Annotated in this window: 14 protein-coding genes; 8 read left to right on the top strand and 6 right to left on the bottom strand. The window is 59.9% G+C overall.

The annotated features are described in order from the left end of the window. Positions 1 to 77: 77 nt before the first annotated feature. The 3 genes from thrC to AC3ITY_RS27085 all read left to right on the top strand — a co-directional run bounded on the left by thrC (position 78) and on the right by AC3ITY_RS27085 (position 3411). Positions 78 to 1487 (top strand): threonine synthase, encoded by a 1410-nt coding sequence (thrC, locus tag AC3ITY_RS27095; RefSeq protein ID WP_489306051.1) that lies wholly within the window; start codon positions 78 to 80, stop codon positions 1485 to 1487. Positions 1488 to 1606: 119 nt separating this feature from the next. Further along, positions 1607 to 2962, top strand: coding sequence for a transporter substrate-binding domain-containing protein (locus tag AC3ITY_RS27090; protein WP_489306050.1), 1356 nt, complete (start codon positions 1607 to 1609; stop codon positions 2960 to 2962). Between the two features lie 161 nt (positions 2963 to 3123). Then, positions 3124 to 3411: a DUF3509 domain-containing protein gene (locus AC3ITY_RS27085; protein WP_489306049.1), complete on the top strand. Its 288-nt coding sequence runs from the start codon at positions 3124 to 3126 to the stop codon at positions 3409 to 3411. Positions 3412 to 3581: 170 nt separating this feature from the next. Here the strand turns inward: AC3ITY_RS27085 and AC3ITY_RS27080 are convergent, their stop codons facing one another. Next, positions 3582 to 4550, bottom strand: a complete 969-nt coding sequence (locus AC3ITY_RS27080; protein ID WP_489306048.1) for a TIGR02285 family protein — start codon at positions 4548 to 4550, stop codon at positions 3582 to 3584. Next, complete coding sequence (locus tag AC3ITY_RS27075; protein WP_489306047.1) at positions 4504 to 5703, bottom strand: CaiB/BaiF CoA transferase family protein; 1200 nt, start codon at positions 5701 to 5703, stop codon at positions 4504 to 4506. Before AC3ITY_RS27075 ends, AC3ITY_RS27080 begins: the two co-directional genes overlap by 47 nt. A gap of 147 nt (positions 5704 to 5850) precedes the next feature. On the opposite strand from AC3ITY_RS27075, the gene AC3ITY_RS27070 reads away from it, so the two are divergent. From AC3ITY_RS27070 to AC3ITY_RS27060, 3 genes are all read left to right on the top strand, one after another. Beyond that, on the top strand, positions 5851 to 6393 hold the full coding sequence (locus AC3ITY_RS27070) for a YaeQ family protein (protein ID WP_007971297.1): 543 nt from the start codon (positions 5851 to 5853) through the stop codon (positions 6391 to 6393). A 66-nt stretch (positions 6394 to 6459) separates the two neighbouring features. After that, positions 6460 to 8169 (top strand): single-stranded-DNA-specific exonuclease RecJ, encoded by a 1710-nt coding sequence (gene recJ, locus AC3ITY_RS27065; RefSeq protein WP_489306046.1) that lies wholly within the window; start codon positions 6460 to 6462, stop codon positions 8167 to 8169. A 294-nt stretch (positions 8170 to 8463) separates the two neighbouring features. Then, positions 8464 to 9570 carry an NADH:flavin oxidoreductase/NADH oxidase gene (locus tag AC3ITY_RS27060; RefSeq protein WP_489306045.1) on the top strand — a complete coding sequence of 369 codons (1107 nt, stop codon included), beginning with the start codon at positions 8464 to 8466 and terminating at the stop codon, positions 9568 to 9570. A gap of 67 nt (positions 9571 to 9637) precedes the next feature. Here AC3ITY_RS27060 and glpD read toward each other — a convergent pair whose 3' ends face one another. From glpD to AC3ITY_RS27040, 4 genes are all read right to left on the bottom strand, one after another. Continuing rightward, entirely contained in the window at positions 9638 to 11176 is a 1539-nt protein-coding gene (gene glpD, locus AC3ITY_RS27055) for a glycerol-3-phosphate dehydrogenase (protein WP_489306044.1), read from the bottom strand. Positions 11177 to 11498: 322 nt separating this feature from the next. Continuing rightward, a complete protein-coding gene (locus AC3ITY_RS27050) occupies positions 11499 to 12254 on the bottom strand; it encodes a DeoR/GlpR family transcriptional regulator (protein WP_489306043.1) in 756 nt (251 codons plus the stop codon). Positions 12255 to 12349: 95 nt separating this feature from the next. Further along, positions 12350 to 13855 (bottom strand): glycerol kinase GlpK, encoded by a 1506-nt coding sequence (glpK, locus tag AC3ITY_RS27045; protein WP_489306042.1) that lies wholly within the window; start codon positions 13853 to 13855, stop codon positions 12350 to 12352. A 74-nt stretch (positions 13856 to 13929) separates the two neighbouring features. After that, positions 13930 to 14781 carry an MIP/aquaporin family protein gene (locus tag AC3ITY_RS27040; protein ID WP_489311019.1) on the bottom strand — a complete coding sequence of 284 codons (852 nt, stop codon included), beginning with the start codon at positions 14779 to 14781 and terminating at the stop codon, positions 13930 to 13932. A 348-nt stretch (positions 14782 to 15129) separates the two neighbouring features. Here AC3ITY_RS27040 and ybaK point away from each other — a divergent pair, with 348 nt between their 5' ends. After that, on the top strand, positions 15130 to 15600 hold the full coding sequence (gene ybaK, locus AC3ITY_RS27035) for a Cys-tRNA(Pro) deacylase (protein ID WP_007971306.1): 471 nt from the start codon (positions 15130 to 15132) through the stop codon (positions 15598 to 15600). A 106-nt stretch (positions 15601 to 15706) separates the two neighbouring features. Then, on the top strand, positions 15707 to 16489 hold the full coding sequence (locus AC3ITY_RS27030; protein ID WP_489306041.1) for a PhzF family phenazine biosynthesis protein: 783 nt from the start codon (positions 15707 to 15709) through the stop codon (positions 16487 to 16489). Positions 16490 to 16515: the final 26 nt, after the last annotated feature.

Below are 16515 nucleotides of genomic sequence, written 5' to 3'. Positions count from 1 at the left end.
GCAAGCTAAAAGCCTCGGTGCTTTGAACTTGCAGCTTGAAGCTTGAAGCTTGAAGCCCAAACCGAAGGTTTGCCCCTATGCGCTACATCAGTACCCGCGGCCAGGCACCGGCCCTGAATTTCGAAGACGTCCTGCTGGCAGGCCTTGCCACCGACGGCGGTCTGTACGTCCCGGAAAACCTGCCACGTTTCACCCAGGAAGAAATCGCTTCCTGGGCCGGTCTGCCGTATCACGAGCTGGCTTTTCGCGTCATGCGCCCGTTCGTCACCGGCAGCATTCCTGACGCCGATTTCAAAAAAATTCTTGAAGACACCTACGGCGTGTTCGCCCACAGCGCCGTTGCGCCGCTGCGTCAGCTGAACGGCAACGAATGGGTGCTGGAGTTGTTCCACGGGCCGACCCTGGCGTTCAAGGACTTCGCCCTGCAATTGCTGGGTCGTTTGCTCGACTACGTGCTGGAAAAGCGCGGCGAGCGCGTGGTGATCGTCGGTGCCACCTCCGGTGACACCGGCTCGGCCGCCATCGAAGGCTGCAAACACTGCGAAAACGTCGACATCTTCATTCTGCATCCGCACAACCGTGTGTCCGAAGTGCAGCGTCGGCAGATGACCACCATTTTCGGTGAGAACATCCACAACATCGCCATCGAAGGCAACTTCGATGACTGCCAGGAAATGGTCAAGGCAAGCTTCGCCGACCAGGGTTTCCTCAAGGGCACTCGCCTGGTGGCGGTGAACTCGATCAACTGGGCGCGGATCATGGCTCAGATCGTCTACTACTTCCACGCGGCCCTGCAGTTGGGTGGCCCGGCGCGTTCGGTGTCGTTCTCGGTACCGACCGGCAACTTCGGCGACATCTTCGCCGGTTACCTGGCGCGCAACATGGGCCTGCCGATCAACCAGTTGATCGTCGCCACCAACCGCAACGACATCCTGCATCGCTTCATGAGCGGCAACCAGTACGTCAAGGAAACCCTGCACGCCACGCTGTCGCCGTCCATGGACATCATGGTGTCGTCGAACTTCGAACGCCTGCTGTTCGACCTGCATGGTCGCAACGGCGCGGCAATCGCCGGGCTGATGGATTCGTTCAAGCAGGGCGGCGGTTTCAGCGTCGAGCAAGAGCGCTGGACCGAAGCCCGCAAGTTGTTCGACTCGCTGGCCGTGGATGACGCGCAAACCTGCGAAACCATCGCCGAAGTCTACGAGCAGACCGGTGAAGTGCTGGATCCGCACACCGCTATCGGTGTCAAAGCCGCGCGGGAATGCCGCCGTAGCCTGGACATTCCAATGGTGATCCTGGGCACCGCCCACCCGGTAAAATTCCCGGACGCCGTGGAAAAAGCCGGTGTAGGAAAAGCTCTCGAACTGCCTGTGCATCTTTCTGATTTGTTTGAACGAGACGAACGTTGCACCGTTTTGCCAAATGACCTGAAGGCCGTGCAGGCCTTTGTCAGTCAGCATGGTAACCGCGGCAAGCCGCTGTAACCGGTCAGCGCTGTTACATTTTGAAGCCCGTCTCCTGACGGGCTTTTTCATTTCTGCATGCACACTTGTCGTGTTATCGCCGCGAAAGGACAGGCGAGTGAATCACCAAGGACGTGGGAATGCTGTTTACAAGTGTGTTCAAGTCAGTTGTGCGCTGGCTGTTTTTGCTCGGCATCCTGGGTGTTGCCCAATGGGGAGGGGCGAGCCCTGCATCGACTCAGGAGCGTGGGAAGTCTGTCGCACGTTCAATGGTCGTGCTGGATGACCAGGAGTTGCAATGGATGGCCAGCCATCCACGGGTCGTGGTCACGGCACTGGAATACCCGTTGTACCTGTTCAAGGATGAACATGGCCAATGGACGGGCTTGAACAGTGACCTGCTCAAGCGCATCAGCGACATGACAGGGTTGCAGTTCGTTTACGAACAGTCTTTTTCCACCGATCAGATGCTGGCCCATCTGGAAAGCGGCGCGGCGGATTTGAGTACGACCCTGTCGATGAATGACGAACGCAAGGCGTTTCTCGATTTCAGCCATGCGTTCGGCGGTGCCGGATGGGTCTTTGTCGGGCAGGCCGGGGCGCCGCCGGTGCAGTCGCTGGAGGATCTGGCGAAGCGGGTACTGGTGCTGCCGACCCGGCATGCGCTGGAAGCAGTGATCCGTCGCGATTATCCATCCATCGAATTGCGTTCGGTTAAAACCTACGCCGAAGCCCGTGCCTGGGTGGAAAGCGACGAAGCCTACGTCACCATCGAAAACGAAATCGGCGCCCGGCTTTTTCCGTCGGGCCGGTTGCAGGTCGGGGCTGTGGTGCCGGGCAAATGGGATGCGGATTATCTGGTGGTGCGCAAAGGTCAGCCGCAGTTGCTGAGTATCCTCAACAAGGCGCTTGAGGCGTTTCCTGCGCAGGAGCTGCGCGACCTTCGCCTGAAATGGTTCGGTGGCGATACCGTGCCACAGGCGCCTGGCTTCTGGCCGCAGCTTGACCAGTGGGTCTGCTGGGGCATGTTTGTGCTCAGCCTGTTCGGCCTGTTGTCCCTGCTCTGGAATCGGCGGTTGGCGGTGGTGGTCAGGCAGCGGGTCGAGGCCCAAAGCAGTCTGCGCGATCAGCTCGCATTCCAGCATGCCCTGATGGATGCCATGCCTGACCCGATGTTTGTCCGTGATCTGCAAGGGCGTTTGATCATGTGCAACAAAAGTTATGAGGACGCCTTGTCGACGCGTTTTGACCGGATGCAGGGGCGGCAGTTGATCGAGGTCGATGTCATGCCCAGACAAACCGCGGAATTGCTGCATGCCGAGTTCCTGGCGCAATTGAGTACACGCAGGACGCGCTTCTTCGAGCGTCAATTGATGTTCAAGGACGGTGTCAGGGATATCTACCAGTGGACAGTGCCGTTTTACACGGCCGATGGCCAGCTACGAGGATTGTTGGGGGGCTGGGCCGACATCGCCCGGCGTACCCGACAGACGTGATGGTTGGGTTTTTTCTCTGTCATGTTCGCCGTGCATGCTCTGTTGACTGGGTTGCAGGTTCGCCTGCTGTCAGTATCCAGAACTTTCTTCTCGGGCCAGCGGTCATCTGTTGTAGGCATGCCCCAGGCACGTTGTTTTCGGACTATTGAGTGGTGATCGGGATGGAAAGTATCAGTTTGTTGCTCGGTGAGGCGCTGAGCCCGTATCAGGTCACACTGACCCCGTCAGGCATTCGTGGCGAATGCCGGGTGACCCTGAAGAATGCTATCGGCGCGACCGTGGTCGAGCACGAGTTCAATCAGGCCCAGTTGAATGACAAACGCCTGCTGACGGATGTGGTCGACGGTTTGCATCGCGACGTGCTGATCGCTGAAGGACGCCTTGAGCCTTGTGTCATCGCGGCATTGCGTAATGCGGCAAAGGACAAGCTTCTGGCCAGACGCAATTGAACGGATATTTGTGGGAACCTTCCCGCGCCCAGGTCAGTCAGACCTTGTAACAGCAGGATCGAGCATTGTGCTCCGGTGCTTGTAGCTTGCTGCTACTGGTCTCCAGGCAGGCCATGTTTAACCCCGAGTCGTCTCCCCACTTCTCGGGGTTTCTTTTTGCCCGGGATTTGTCATGGCTGCGCCAGATTGTCGAAAAACGCCTTGGTGTCTTTCAGGTAATCGCTGCGACTCTCCGGATCCAGCCAGGCGGCGTAGGCCTCGTCAAGGCGTTCGCGGGGAAGGGTGCGCAGCACCTGGTTGATCTCGACAATGGCCTGCCGGCCCTTTGGCGTGTCGGTGCAACCGATGTAACCGGACAGGTACTTGCCCGTGCCACGGATCGGATAGAACTGCAATTCATCCTCAGCAATGCCTTGCAGAGAGGCCTGGTAGCGAATTTCCGGGCGATAACCCAACAGCAGGCGCAAGCGTCCCAGGCGCTGCATCTGCAGCAGGCTGCCCAAGGCGTCGTTGCCGTAATGTGCGGTCAGCGCGTCGGCTGGCGCTTGCTTGAGCAGCCCGTCGAGGTATTCGCCGTAATTGCGCTCGGCAATGATCCCCAGCTTTTCGCTGCCGCTGGCGAGCAGCTCTGCCAGGTCCACTTCGCCGTCCTTGATAAAGGGTGCCAGCACTTTCTGGTCAACGCGCCGCACGGCCAGGCCATTGCTCATGGCGCGGAAGACCGGGATGGAAAAGGCAATCCACTGTTCCCGTTCCTTGCTCCAGTTCAGCGCCGCGTCGCAGACGAGGGACGGTTCGTGGAGCATTTGCAATCCACGCGCGCGATTGACCCTCATCACGCTGTGCTGGTATTGCGGCATGCCGGCAATCAACAACAGAAGCAGTTGATCGATAACGCCCTGGCCCTTTTTCGGCCCGTCGAAGATCGTCAGCGGCGGCAGGTCGCGCTTGAGCCAGATCAGGGTTTCCTTGGTTTGCGCCAGGGCTGACGGGACCGGTTCAAGGAGCAGGAACAATGTCGCCAACAAGCACAGTAACCACCCGCCGCGCGACGGGCAGTGTCCAATGGCCCATGCAGGCAGGTGCCTCCGTTCAGATGGCTCCGTCTTTGCGCAACTGTGCGATCTGTATCGCGTCATAGCCAAGTTCCTGGAGTACCTGCGCGTTGTGCTCACCCAGTTGCGGTCCGACCCATTCACATTCACCGGGTGTCTCTGAGAGTTTCGGCACAATGCCCGGCATCTTGAAGTCTTTGCCGTCCGGCAGCTTGGCTTGCAGGAACATTTCCCGCGCCAGGTACTGAGGGTCATTGAACATGTCTTCGGCGCTGAAGATCCGGCTGGCCGGCACCTCGGCCTGATTGAGCTGTGCCAGCACCCTGTCCAGTGGCAACGAGTTGACCCAGCGATCGATGACGCCATAAATCTCGTCGCGTCGGGCATCGCGGCCATCGTTGCTGGCAAGCAGAGGGTCGTTAGCCAGGTCTTCCCGGCCAATGATCAGCATGAAGCGTTTGAAAATCGCGTCGCCATTGGCGCCGATCTGCACGTGCTTGCCATCGGCGCTGGTGTGGATCGAGGACGGGGTGATGCCCGGCATGATATTACCCGTGCGTTCGCGGATGAAACCGAACACGTCGAACTCCGGGACCATGCTTTCCATCATCGCGAAGATGGCTTCGTACAGCGCCACGTCCACCACTTGCCCCTGGCCGCCGTTGACTTCACGATGACGCAGGGCCATCAACGCGCCGATCACGCCCCAGAGCGCGGCAATCGAGTCGCCGATGGAAATGCCGGTGCGCACCGGTGGCCGGTCTTCGAAGCCGGTGATGTAGCGCAGGCCGCCCATGGATTCACCGACCGCGCCAAAGCCGGGCTGATCTTTCATCGGGCCGGTCTGGCCGAAACCCGACAGCCGCACCATCACCAGTTTCGGGTTCAAGGCGTGCAGGACGTCCCAGCCCAGGCCGAGTTTTTCCAGGACGCCGGGACGAAAGTTTTCGATCAGGATGTCGGCTTCACCCAGCAGCTGTTTCAGGATCGCCTGACCGTCGGGGTGCTTGAGATTGAGGGTCAGGGACTTTTTGTTGCGGGCCTGGACGAACCACCACAACGAAGTGCCTTCATACAATTTGCGCCATTTGCGCAATGGATCACCGCCGTCCGGGGATTCGATCTTGATCACGTCGGCACCGAATTCAGCGCAAATGCGCGAGGCAAACGGGCCGGCAATCAAGGTGCCCAATTCAATGACTTTCAGACCGGAAAGCGGTTTGGCGGTGAACGGCATGCTGGATCCTGTGGGGCAAAGGTTGGGCGAATAGAGCGTTTTAGCATAGCCGACTGTCCGACGCTCCAGCTTGATTGTGTTCAATTCGTGGATTGCCCGTCGCATCGGTTAGACTTGCCGCCTTTCCTCGTATCAAGAAGCCCGTTCATGGCCCAGCCGTCCACGACCTACAAGTTTGAACTGAACCTCACCGACCTCGACCGCAGCGTCTATGAGAGCGTGAAGCAGACCATCGCCCGTCACCCTTCGGAAACCGAAGAGCGTATGACCGTGCGCTTGCTGGCCTACGCCCTCTGGTACAACGAGCAGCTGTCTTTTGGCCGTGGTCTGTCAGAAGTGGATGAACCGGCCTTGTGGGAAAAAAGCCTGGATGACCGCGTCCTGCACTGGATCGAAGTCGGCCAGCCGGATGCCGAGCGCCTGACCTGGTGCTCGCGTCGCACTGAACGCACCAGCCTGCTGGCCTATGGCAGCCTGCGCGTGTGGGAAGGCAAAGTGGTGCCGGCGGTGAAAAACCTGAAGAACGTCAATATCGCTGCCGTGCCTCAGGAAGTCCTGGAAACCCTGGCCAAGGACATGCCTCGCGTCATCAAGTGGGACGTGATGATCAGCGAAGGGACGATCTTCGTCACCGACGACCGTGGTCAGCACGAAGTCCAGTTGCAGTGGCTGGCCGGTGAGCGCGGCTGATTTTTCGCCGATGCCCCGCGTCACCCGGTTTTATCCTACGTATTGAAGAGAAGCATCTTTCACCCCATGCGCATCGAACCTCGCCAGCTGCCCGACACCCTGCCATTCCTCGGTGATATTCCGCCGCTGTTGACCCGCCTGTACGCAGCGCGGGGCGTGCAGTCCGAGGCGGAACTGGACAAGAGCCTGGCGCGGTTGATTCCGTTCCAGCAACTCAAGGGCATCGATGCCGCCGTGGATCTGCTGGTGGCCGCGCTCGAACAGCGCCAGCGCATTCTGATCGTCGGCGACTTTGATGCCGACGGCGCGACAGCCAGCACCGTGGGCACGCTGGGTCTGCGTCTGTTGGGGGCGGCACATGTCGATTACCTGGTGCCCAACCGATTCGACTACGGCTACGGCCTGACACCGGAAATCGTCGCGGTGGCGCTTGAGCGTCAGCCGCATTTGCTGATCACCGTCGACAACGGCATCTCCAGCGTCGAAGGCGTGGCAGCGGCGAAAAAGGCCGGGCTCAAGGTACTCGTCACCGACCACCACTTGCCCGGTGACGAGCTGCCGCTGGCCGATGCCATCGTCAATCCGAACCAGCCCGGTTGCGAGTTTCCGAGCAAGGCGCTGGCCGGTGTCGGGGTGATTTTCTATGTGCTGATGGCCCTGCGTGCGCGGTTGCGCGAGCAGGGCTGGTACACAAGCAAACCGCAGCCGAATATCGGCGAACTGCTCGATCTGGTGGCTCTGGGCAGCGTGGCCGACGTGGTGCCGCTGGATGCCAACAACCGAATTCTGGTGCACCAGGGCCTGGAACGGATTCGCGCCGGACGTGCCCGGCCGGGGATCAAGGCGATCCTCGAAGTGGCCAAGCGCGATCATGCGCGCATTACCTCCACCGATCTGGGTTTCATTGTCGGCCCGCGCCTGAACGCGGCGGGGCGCCTGGATGACATGAGCCTGGGCATCGAATGCCTGCTGACCGAAGACGCAGGTCTGGCCCGTGAGATGGCTGCTCAATTGGACGGCATGAACCAGGACCGCAAGTCCATCGAGCAAGGCATGCAGCGTGAAGCGCTGGCGCAGCTCAAGGATCTGCCGGTGGAGTCGATGCCGTTCGGCTTGTGCCTGTTCGATCCCGAGTGGCATCAGGGCGTCATCGGTATCCTCGCGTCACGGATGAAAGAGCGCTATTTCCGCCCGACCATCGCCTTTGCCGATGCCGGGGATGGTCTGCTCAAGGGCTCGGGGCGTTCGGTCCAGGGTTTTCACATTCGCGACGCCTTGAGCGTGGTGGCGGCGCAGCATCCGAATCTGATCACCAAGTACGGTGGCCACGCGATGGCAGCCGGCCTGACGCTGCCGGAAGCGAGTTTTCCCTTGTTTGCCGAAGCCTTTGACGCTGAAGTGCGCCGGCAACTGCGCGAAGAAGACCTGACAGGCCGCCTGTTGTCGGACGGCACCCTGGCAGTGGAAGAGTTCCACCTGGAACTGGCTCGTGCCCTGCGCCATGCCGGCCCTTGGGGGCAGCACTTCCCGGAACCGTTGTTTCATGGGGTGTTCCAGTTGGTCGAGCAGCGCGTCGTTGGCGAACGGCACCTTAAAGTCGTGCTCAAAAGTGAGTGTGGTTCGGTGAAGCTCGACGGCATTGCCTTCGGGATCGACCGCGACATCTGGCCGAATCCGACCATCAAGTGGGTGGAACTGGCCTACAAGCTCGACCTCAACGAGTTTCGTGGCAACGAGACGGTTCAACTGATGATTGCCCACATCGAACCGCGTTGAGCCCACACCTGTAGGAGCGAGCTCGCTCGCGATGGACGTGAACGATGGCGCTGGGAACCTGATACCCCGCGGTGTCCTGTCGTCCATCGTCGGAACGCCGCCCGGAGCGAGCTCGCTCCTACAAGGGGGCGACATCCTTCGATGTCGACTAGGCTCTAAACACTGCTTGATTTTGGCCTTGTGACGTCTTGTCGAATTTTTTGCCCGCGGGGGCGGGTGTTGTACCTTTTTCCTGTCACTCGTCGACTATTCAAACAGAACCTGGAGCCTGCCCACTGATTCGAGAGGTGCCCCATGAGTCTGCTGCTTGAACCCGTTACCCTTCGTCAATTGACCCTGCCCAACCGCATCGCGGTATCGCCGATGTGCCAGTACTCCAGCGCCGATGGCCTGGCCAATGACTGGCACCTGGTCCACCTCGGCAGCCGCGCTGTCGGCGGGGCCGGGCTGGTGTTTACCGAAGCCACGGCGGTCACCGCCGACGGGCGTATCACGGCCGAGGACCTCGGTCTGTGGAATGACGAACAGATTGAACCCCTGCAACGCATCACCCGCTTCATCACCGCCCAGGGCGCCGTTGCCGGCATTCAGCTGGCCCATGCCGGGCGCAAGGCCAGCACCTACCGGCCGTGGCTCGGCAAGCATGGCAGCGTCAAGCCCGATGAGGGCGGCTGGGTGCCGGTCGGCCCTTCACCGATTGCATTCGATCCACAGCACACCCAACCCAGGCAACTCGATGACGGCGAGATCGCCAAGGTGATCCAGGCCTTTGTCGATGCGGCAAAGCGCTCACTGACGGCCGGTTTCAAGGTGGTCGAAGTGCACGCGGCCCATGGTTACCTGCTGCATCAGTTCCTGTCGCCGTTGAGCAATCAGCGTCGCGATCAATATGGCGGTTCGTTCGAAAATCGCATTCGGCTGGTGCTGCAGGTCACCGAAGCGGTGCGTGCGGTGTGGCCTGAAGAGTTGCCGGTGTTTGTCCGGGTCTCGGCCACCGACTGGGTGGAAGACGGCTGGAACCCCGATGAAACCGTGGAGTTGGCGCGCCGCCTGAAAGACCTGGGGGTGGACCTGATCGACGTCTCGTCAGGCGGGACGGCGGTGAATGCGGAGATTCCCACAGGGCCCGGTTACCAGACCCGCTTCGCCGAACGTGTGCGCAAGGAGTCGGGCATGGCCACCGGCACCGTTGGCATGATCACCGAGCCGGCCCAGGCCGAGCACATCCTGCGCACCTGTCAGGCGGACATCATCTTCCTGGCCCGTGAGTTGTTGCGTGATCCGTATTGGGCGCTGCATGCAGATGACGATCTGGGTGGGCACAAGGCCGTATGGCCGGCGCAATATCAGCGGGCGACTCACCGTGAGCAGCCGATTCATGAATCGGATTTGCGCGACTGAAATCCATCGATAAACAAAAGCCCCTGAATCGTGAGATTCAGGGGCTTTTGTTTATGCGGCGGACCGATCAGGCGGCTTCGATCTTGCTGCGGTTCTGCTCGACTTGGTTCAGGTAGCCCTTGAGCTTTTCCTGCTCGGCTACCGTCGTGAACAAGCCGAGCTTGCTGCGACGCCAGAGGATGTCGTGGGCGCTGGTGGCCCATTCTTCACTGCACAGATAGTCGACTTCACGGGTGTAGAGACCGCCGCCGATGTGCTCGCCCATATCGCTGAGGTCCTGTACGCCTTCGAGCATGCGCCAGGTACGGCTGCCATAGGTGGTGGCCCAGCGGCGAGCGATCTCGCTCGGTACCCAGTCGAATTTGTCGCGGATACGCGAGCTCAAGGCTTGCGGGGTGGTCATGTCTTCACCGCCCGGCAGCGTGGCGCTGGCGGTCCAGCTTGGCTTGATGTGCTTGAAGTACGGTGCCAGTTGCGCCAGCGCCGACTCGGCCAGTTTGCGATAGGTCGTGAGCTTGCCGCCAAACACCGACAGCAACGGAGCCTCTTCGCCAGTGCCAGACAGCGCCAGGGTGTAATCGCGGGTCACGGCCGACGGGTTGTCGGATTCGTCGTTGCACAACGGGCGCACACCGGAGTAGCTGTGCAGGATGTCGTCGCGGCTGATTTGCTTTTTGAAATGGGCGTTGACTACGTTCAACAGGTAATCGGTTTCGCCGTCGGTAATTGCCACTTTCGCCGGATCGCCGGTGTACTCGCGGTCGGTGGTGCCGATCAGGGTGAAGTGATTCAGGTACGGAATGGTGAACACGATGCGCTGATCTTCGTTTTGCAGGATGTGCGCGTGTTCGCCTTCGTACAGTTTCGGCACGATCAGGTGGCTGCCCTGGATCAGGCGGATGCCGTATGGAGATTCCATCTTCAAGTCATCGCGAATGAACTTGGCGACCCATGGCCCGGCCGCGTTCACCAATGCCTTGGCGCGGATCGAAAACAGGCTGCCATCGGCGCGTTCCAGGTGCAGGTGCCACAGGCCCTTGGTGCGACGCGCGCTGACACAGCGGGTCTGGGTGTGAACGTGGGCGCCGTTTTCCCGGGCGGCCATGGCGTTCAACACCACCAGGCGCGCGTCGTCGACCCAGCAATCGGAGTATTCGAAGCCCTTGGTGATCTCGTTTTTCAACGCGCTGTCGGGGCCGAACTTCAGGCTTTTCGAACCTTGCAGTTGCTCGCGCTTGCCCAGGTTGTCATAGAGGAACAGGCCGGCGCGGATCATCCACGCCGGGCGCAGGTGCGGGCGATGTGGCAACACGAAGCGCATTTGCTTGACGATGTGCGGTGCCTTGGTCAACAGCACTTCACGTTCGGCCAGGGCTTCACGCACCAGGCGGAATTCGTAATGTTCGAGGTAGCGCAGGCCGCCGTGAATCAGCTTGCTGCTGGCCGACGAGGTATGGCTGGCCAGGTCATCCTTTTCACAAAGGAACACCGAGAGACCGCGACCGGCGGCATCCGCTGCGATCCCCACGCCATTGATCCCGCCACCGATGACGGCGATATCGTAGATCTCGGCGAGAGGGGGCGTAGGCAAGGTGGAAGTGGGCATCGGCGCGGCCTCGGAATTCTTTGATGTTCTGTATTTGAATTCGAACATTAATGTTCATTTGCGAAAATACTAGCCCATAAAGACGCGCACAGCCAGTCAGCTTCGATTGAAAAAACTCATCGAAGGGCCGTTAAAGGAAAATTTACGAACATTGAAAGGTTGCAGGCTGCTTTTGTGGCGAGGGGGCTTGCCCCCGTTCGACGGCGAAGCCGTCGCAATTGCAGTTGACCGAGTGAATCTGAATGATCTCGGTTGAATGGTTTGGGGGGCCGCTTCGCGACCCAACGGGGGCAAGCCCCCTCGCCACAGGGGAGCGGTGTGCTTAAACGACTTCCAGCCGAACCTTGTGCTGGGTCAACAGCTGCGCCAGCGCCGGGGAAGGCTGCTGATCGGTGACCAGGCAATCGACCAGGCTGATCGGCCCCAGGCGAATCATGGCGTTGCGCCCGAACTTGCTGGAGTCGGCCGCGAGGATCACTTGCCGGGCATTGGCGATGATCGCCTGGGATACCCGCACTTCCTGATAGTCGAAGTCCAGCAGGCTGCCGTCTTCATCGATGCCGCTGATGCCGACCAGGGCGAAGTCGACCTTGAACTGATTGATGAAGTCGACACTGGCCTGACCCACCACACCGCCGTCACGCCGCACGTTGCCGCCGGTCAGCAGCACATCGAAGTCGTCCTTGGCGCTGAGCATGGAGGCGACGTGCAGGTTGTTGGTGATGATCTTCAGATGATTGTGATTGAGCAGTGCCCGGGCAATGGATTCGGTGGTCGTGCCGATGTTGATGAACAACGAGGCATGGTCGGGAATCTGCGCGGCAATGGCTTCGCCGATACGCTGTTTTTCATCGCGCATCTGATCGGCGCGCATGGCGTAGGCGGTGTTTTCAACGCTGGAGTCGTAAGCCGCGCCGCCGTGGTAGCGACGCAACAAATTGGCTTCCGCGAGCTGGTTGATGTCGCGGCGGATGGTCTGCGGGGTAACAACGAACAACGTGGCCATTTCCTCGATGCTGACATAGCCGCGTTCGCGAACCAGTTCGAGGATTTGCTGCTGACGGGGAGGCAGATTCATGGGGCGTCCTTTGGGCTGCCGTGCAAAATTTGCCCATGATGCCGCAGGAATCCGCTCCCGACCAGTTACATACAGATACGAGCCTGCGTCTTGGCTTATTCGGCCTCGTCTTCAGCCGCCCAATCGCGGGTGCGGCTGACCGCTTTTTTCCAGCCTGCGTAGAGTTTTTCCTTCGCCGTTTCATCCAGCGTCGGATCGAACTTGCGCTCAATCACTGCCTTGCCGCGCAACTCTTCCAGGCTGCCCCAGAAGCCACAGGCCAGGCCTGCCAGGTAAGCCGCACCCAGTGCCGTGGTTTCGCGCATTTGCGGGCGCTCGACCTGCGTGCCGAGGATGTCGGCCTGGAACTGCATGAGGAAATTGTTCGCCACTGCACCGCCGTCCACGCGCAGGGCCTTGAGGCGTTCGCCGGAGTCCTGCTGCATGGCGTCGAGCACGTCGCGGGTCTGGTAGGCAATCGACTCCAGCGCAGCACGAATGATGTGATCCACGCGGACGCCGCGGGTCAGGCCAAACAGTGCGCCACGGGCGTACGGGTCCCAGTAGGGAGCGCCAAGACCGGTGAAGGCCGGCACCAGGTACACGCCGTTGCTGTCCTTGACCTTGTTGGCGAAGTATTCGGTGTCGTGGGCGTCGTTGATGATCTTCAGTTCGTCACGCAGCCACTGCACGGTAGAGCCGCCGTTGAACACCGCGCCTTCCAGCGCATAAGCGACTTCGCCACGTGGGCCGCAGGCGATGGTAGTGAGCATGCCGTGTTGGGATTTCACGGCTTTGTCTCCGGTGTTCATCAACAGGAAGCAGCCAGTGCCGTAGGTGTTTTTCGCCTGGCCTGGCTCTACGCACATCTGGCCGAACAGGGCGGCTTGCTGGTCGCCAGCGATGCCGCCGATGGCGATGCCGCTTTTGGTACGGCCATAAATTTCCGAGGACGATTTAACTTGCGGCAGCATTTCGCGCGGAATATCCAGCACCTCCAGCATCTTCGCGTCCCACTCCAGGGTGTGGATGTTGAAGAGCATGGTGCGCGAAGCGTTGGTGTAGTCGGTGACATGCACCTTGCCGCCGGTAAATTTCCAGATCAGCCAGCTGTCGACGGTGCCGAACAACAGTTCACCGTTGCGCGCGCGTTCGCGGCTGCCTTCGACGTTGTCGAGGATCCACTTGAGCTTGGTGCCGGAGAAATACGGGTCGGTGACCAGGCCGGTGGTGTCGCTGATGTATTGCTCGTGGCCATCGCGCTTGAGTTGCTGGCAGATCTCGGTGCTGCGTCGGCACTGCCAGACGATGGCGTTGTAGATCGGGCGGCCGGTGTTCTTGTCCCAGACGACGGTGGTTTCGCGCTGGTTGGTGATGCCGATGGCTGCTACCTGGTCGTGGTGCAGGCCGGCTTGTGCCAGGGCCTCGACCATTACGGCGCTTTGGGTGGCGAAGATTTCCATCGGGTCATGCTCAACCCAGCCGGCTTGCGGGTAATGCTGAGCGAACTCCCGTTGGGCGGTGCAGACCACGTTCGCGTCGCGGTCGAAAATGATCGCGCGGGAGCTGGTCGTACCCTGATCGAGGGCAATGATGTAGTTCTTATTCTGTGTGTCGGTCATGTCGATTGCCTTGGACGAAATAAGGGAGTGAGGTCTGGCGCGCGATCAAAGGGCTGGGGCACGCGCCAACGGTATCAAGAAGTTCTGGGTTTGCCGTCAATGGCAGCTGTTGCATCCTTTGTAGCAGGTACGGCGCTGGGCAGATGGCGGGCAATCAACCCACGATAGGCTGCAGCACCGAGGCAGGCACCGACAATCGGTGCAAAAACAGGAATCAGGAAATACGGAATATCGCGTCCGCCGGTGAAGGAAATTTCACCCCAGCCAGCGAAGAAAGTCATCAGTTTAGGGCCGAAGTCCCGCGCAGGGTTCATGGCAAAACCGGTCAGCGGTCCCATCGAACTGCCGATCACAGCAATCAGCAGGCCGATCAGCAGCGGTGCCAGCGGGCCTTTGGGCAGGCCATTGTTGTCATCGGTCAGGGACATGATCACGCCCATCAGGATGGCTGTAATGATCACCTCGACCAGAAATGCCTGGGCGGTGGACAGCACAGGATTCGGGAAGGTGGAGAACACGGAGGCCAATTCAAGGCTGGCTTGAGTGCCACGAACCATGTGGTGCGTTTGTTCGAATTCGAAGAATAGATTGCTGTAGAGCGTGTAAACCAACAGCGCTCCACAGAAGGCACCCGCCACTTGAGCGAGTACGTAGTAAGGCAATTTACGTTTTTCGAAGTCCGCGAAAATGCTCAGGGCAATACTGACGGCAGGGTTCAGATGAGCCCCGGAAACCCCGGCGGTAAGGTAGATCGCCATGCTGACACCGACGCCCCAGATAATGCTGATTTCCCACAAGCCAAAACTGGCACCCGCGACCTTGAGCGCGGCAACGCAACCTGTACCAAAAAAGATCAGCAGCGCTGTACCCAGAAACTCGGCCATGCATTGGCTCGAGAGCGACGGTTGTTGTAAAGCAGTTGTCATTGAAACCTCATTTTTTTTGTTGTCTGGCGCTTTTTCCATCATGGTCGGAGCGCGGTTTTCACCGAGGCAGGATCCCCATCCTGGTCGCGGTTTACTGCTGGGTGCAGCGGTAGGACGTTTCGTACAGTTTCAGAAACGAAAAAATATAGACAAGAAACGCTGCTGTCAAAGGTCGAAAGTGAACCGTCGGTCACAAAAAAACTATTCGCTGCATGAATGAGCGAGCCATTGGGGAATGGGGTGGCCAGGCAATGGCGTTATGGACAGCGCCGCTGTAGAGCCTTTTAACGATCAATGTCCTAGAATCAGGCGCAGTATTTTTCTTCTGCCGCCCAGTCTGGAGCTGTCATGACCCCCGCATTGGATTTGTTGAAAAAGGTTCGGGCCGAACATCGCGTACACAGTTACGAACATGACCCCAAGGCCGCCTCCTACGGGTTGGAAGCGGCGGAAAAACTCGGGCTCGATCCGGCTCAGGTGTTCAAGACCTTGCTGGCGGCCAGCGAAAAGGGCGAGTTGCTGGTGGCCGTGGTGCCGGTTGTCGGCAGCCTGGACTTGAAAGGGCTGGCCCACGCCGCGGGCGTGAAAAAGGTCGAAATGGCCGACCCGGCGGCAGCGCAGCGCTCTACTGGCTATTTGTTGGGCGGGATCAGTCCGCTGGGGCAGAAAAAGCGATTGCGTACCTTCATTGATAATTCGGCCCAGCCCTTCGCCAGCATTTTTGTCAGTGCGGGTCGGCGTGGACTGGAAGTCGAACTGGCACCGGCGGTGCTGGCCGAACACACCCAAGCGAAGTTTGCCGATATCGGCCGTGCGTGAGCATCGAAGCAGGTGCAGCGCTGTATGGTGAAAATCAGCCTGCTCTGTCACTGGTGCCGGCTGGGCCAGCGCGGCATGCTCGACGGTCTGACAAAGGGAGAAGGTTATGCAGCTTGAGTTTCATCAGGTCGACGCGTTCAGCAATCAGCCATTTAGCGGTAATCCGGCGATGGTCTATCGGCTCGATACCTGGCTCGCCGATGAGTTGATGCAAAAGATTGCCGCCGAGCACAACCTCGCCGAAACGGCGTTTGTCGTGCGTGAAGGGCAGGGCTGGCACATCCGCTGGTTTACGCCGACCACCGAGGTGCCATTGTGCGGTCACGCGACGCTGGCCAGCGCCTATGTGCTGTTCGAGATCTATAAAGAGCCTGTCGAGCGACTGGACTTCACCTGCAAGTCCGGCCCGTTGAGCGTTACCCGTGAAGGGGGGCGCCTGTGGCTGGATTTCCCGTCGATCATCCCCTCGGAAATCGGCGTGACCCTGGATGTCGAGCGTGCCCTCGGTGTTGAGGCTGTCGATGTGCTGGGCTCGAATGAGCTGTTTGTGGTGCTGGAGTCCGAGCAAGCGGTACTCAACTGCAAGCCGGACATGGTGGCCCTGGCGAAATTGCCGTGGCTGGGCGCTATCGTGACGGCACGAGGCAATCAGCACGATTTCGTGTCCCGTTATTTCGCGCCGGCGATCGGCATCAACGAGGATCCAGTCACCGGATCGACCCATTGCAGCCTGATTCCGTACTGGTCGAAGCGATTGGGTAAGTCGAGCCTGACGGCTTGTCAGCGTTCGGCACGGGGCGGGGAATTGTTCTGCCGGCTGGAAGGCGATCGGGTGAAGATCGGCGGGAATGCGACGCTCGTGGCGCGTGGAACGCTGATGTTGGGCTAACGCAAATCCAGTGTGGGAGCGGGCTT

It is taken from the genome of Pseudomonas sp. GL_091 (genome assembly GCF_057837725.1).
This window is presented reverse-complemented; position numbering and strand designations above follow the sequence as displayed.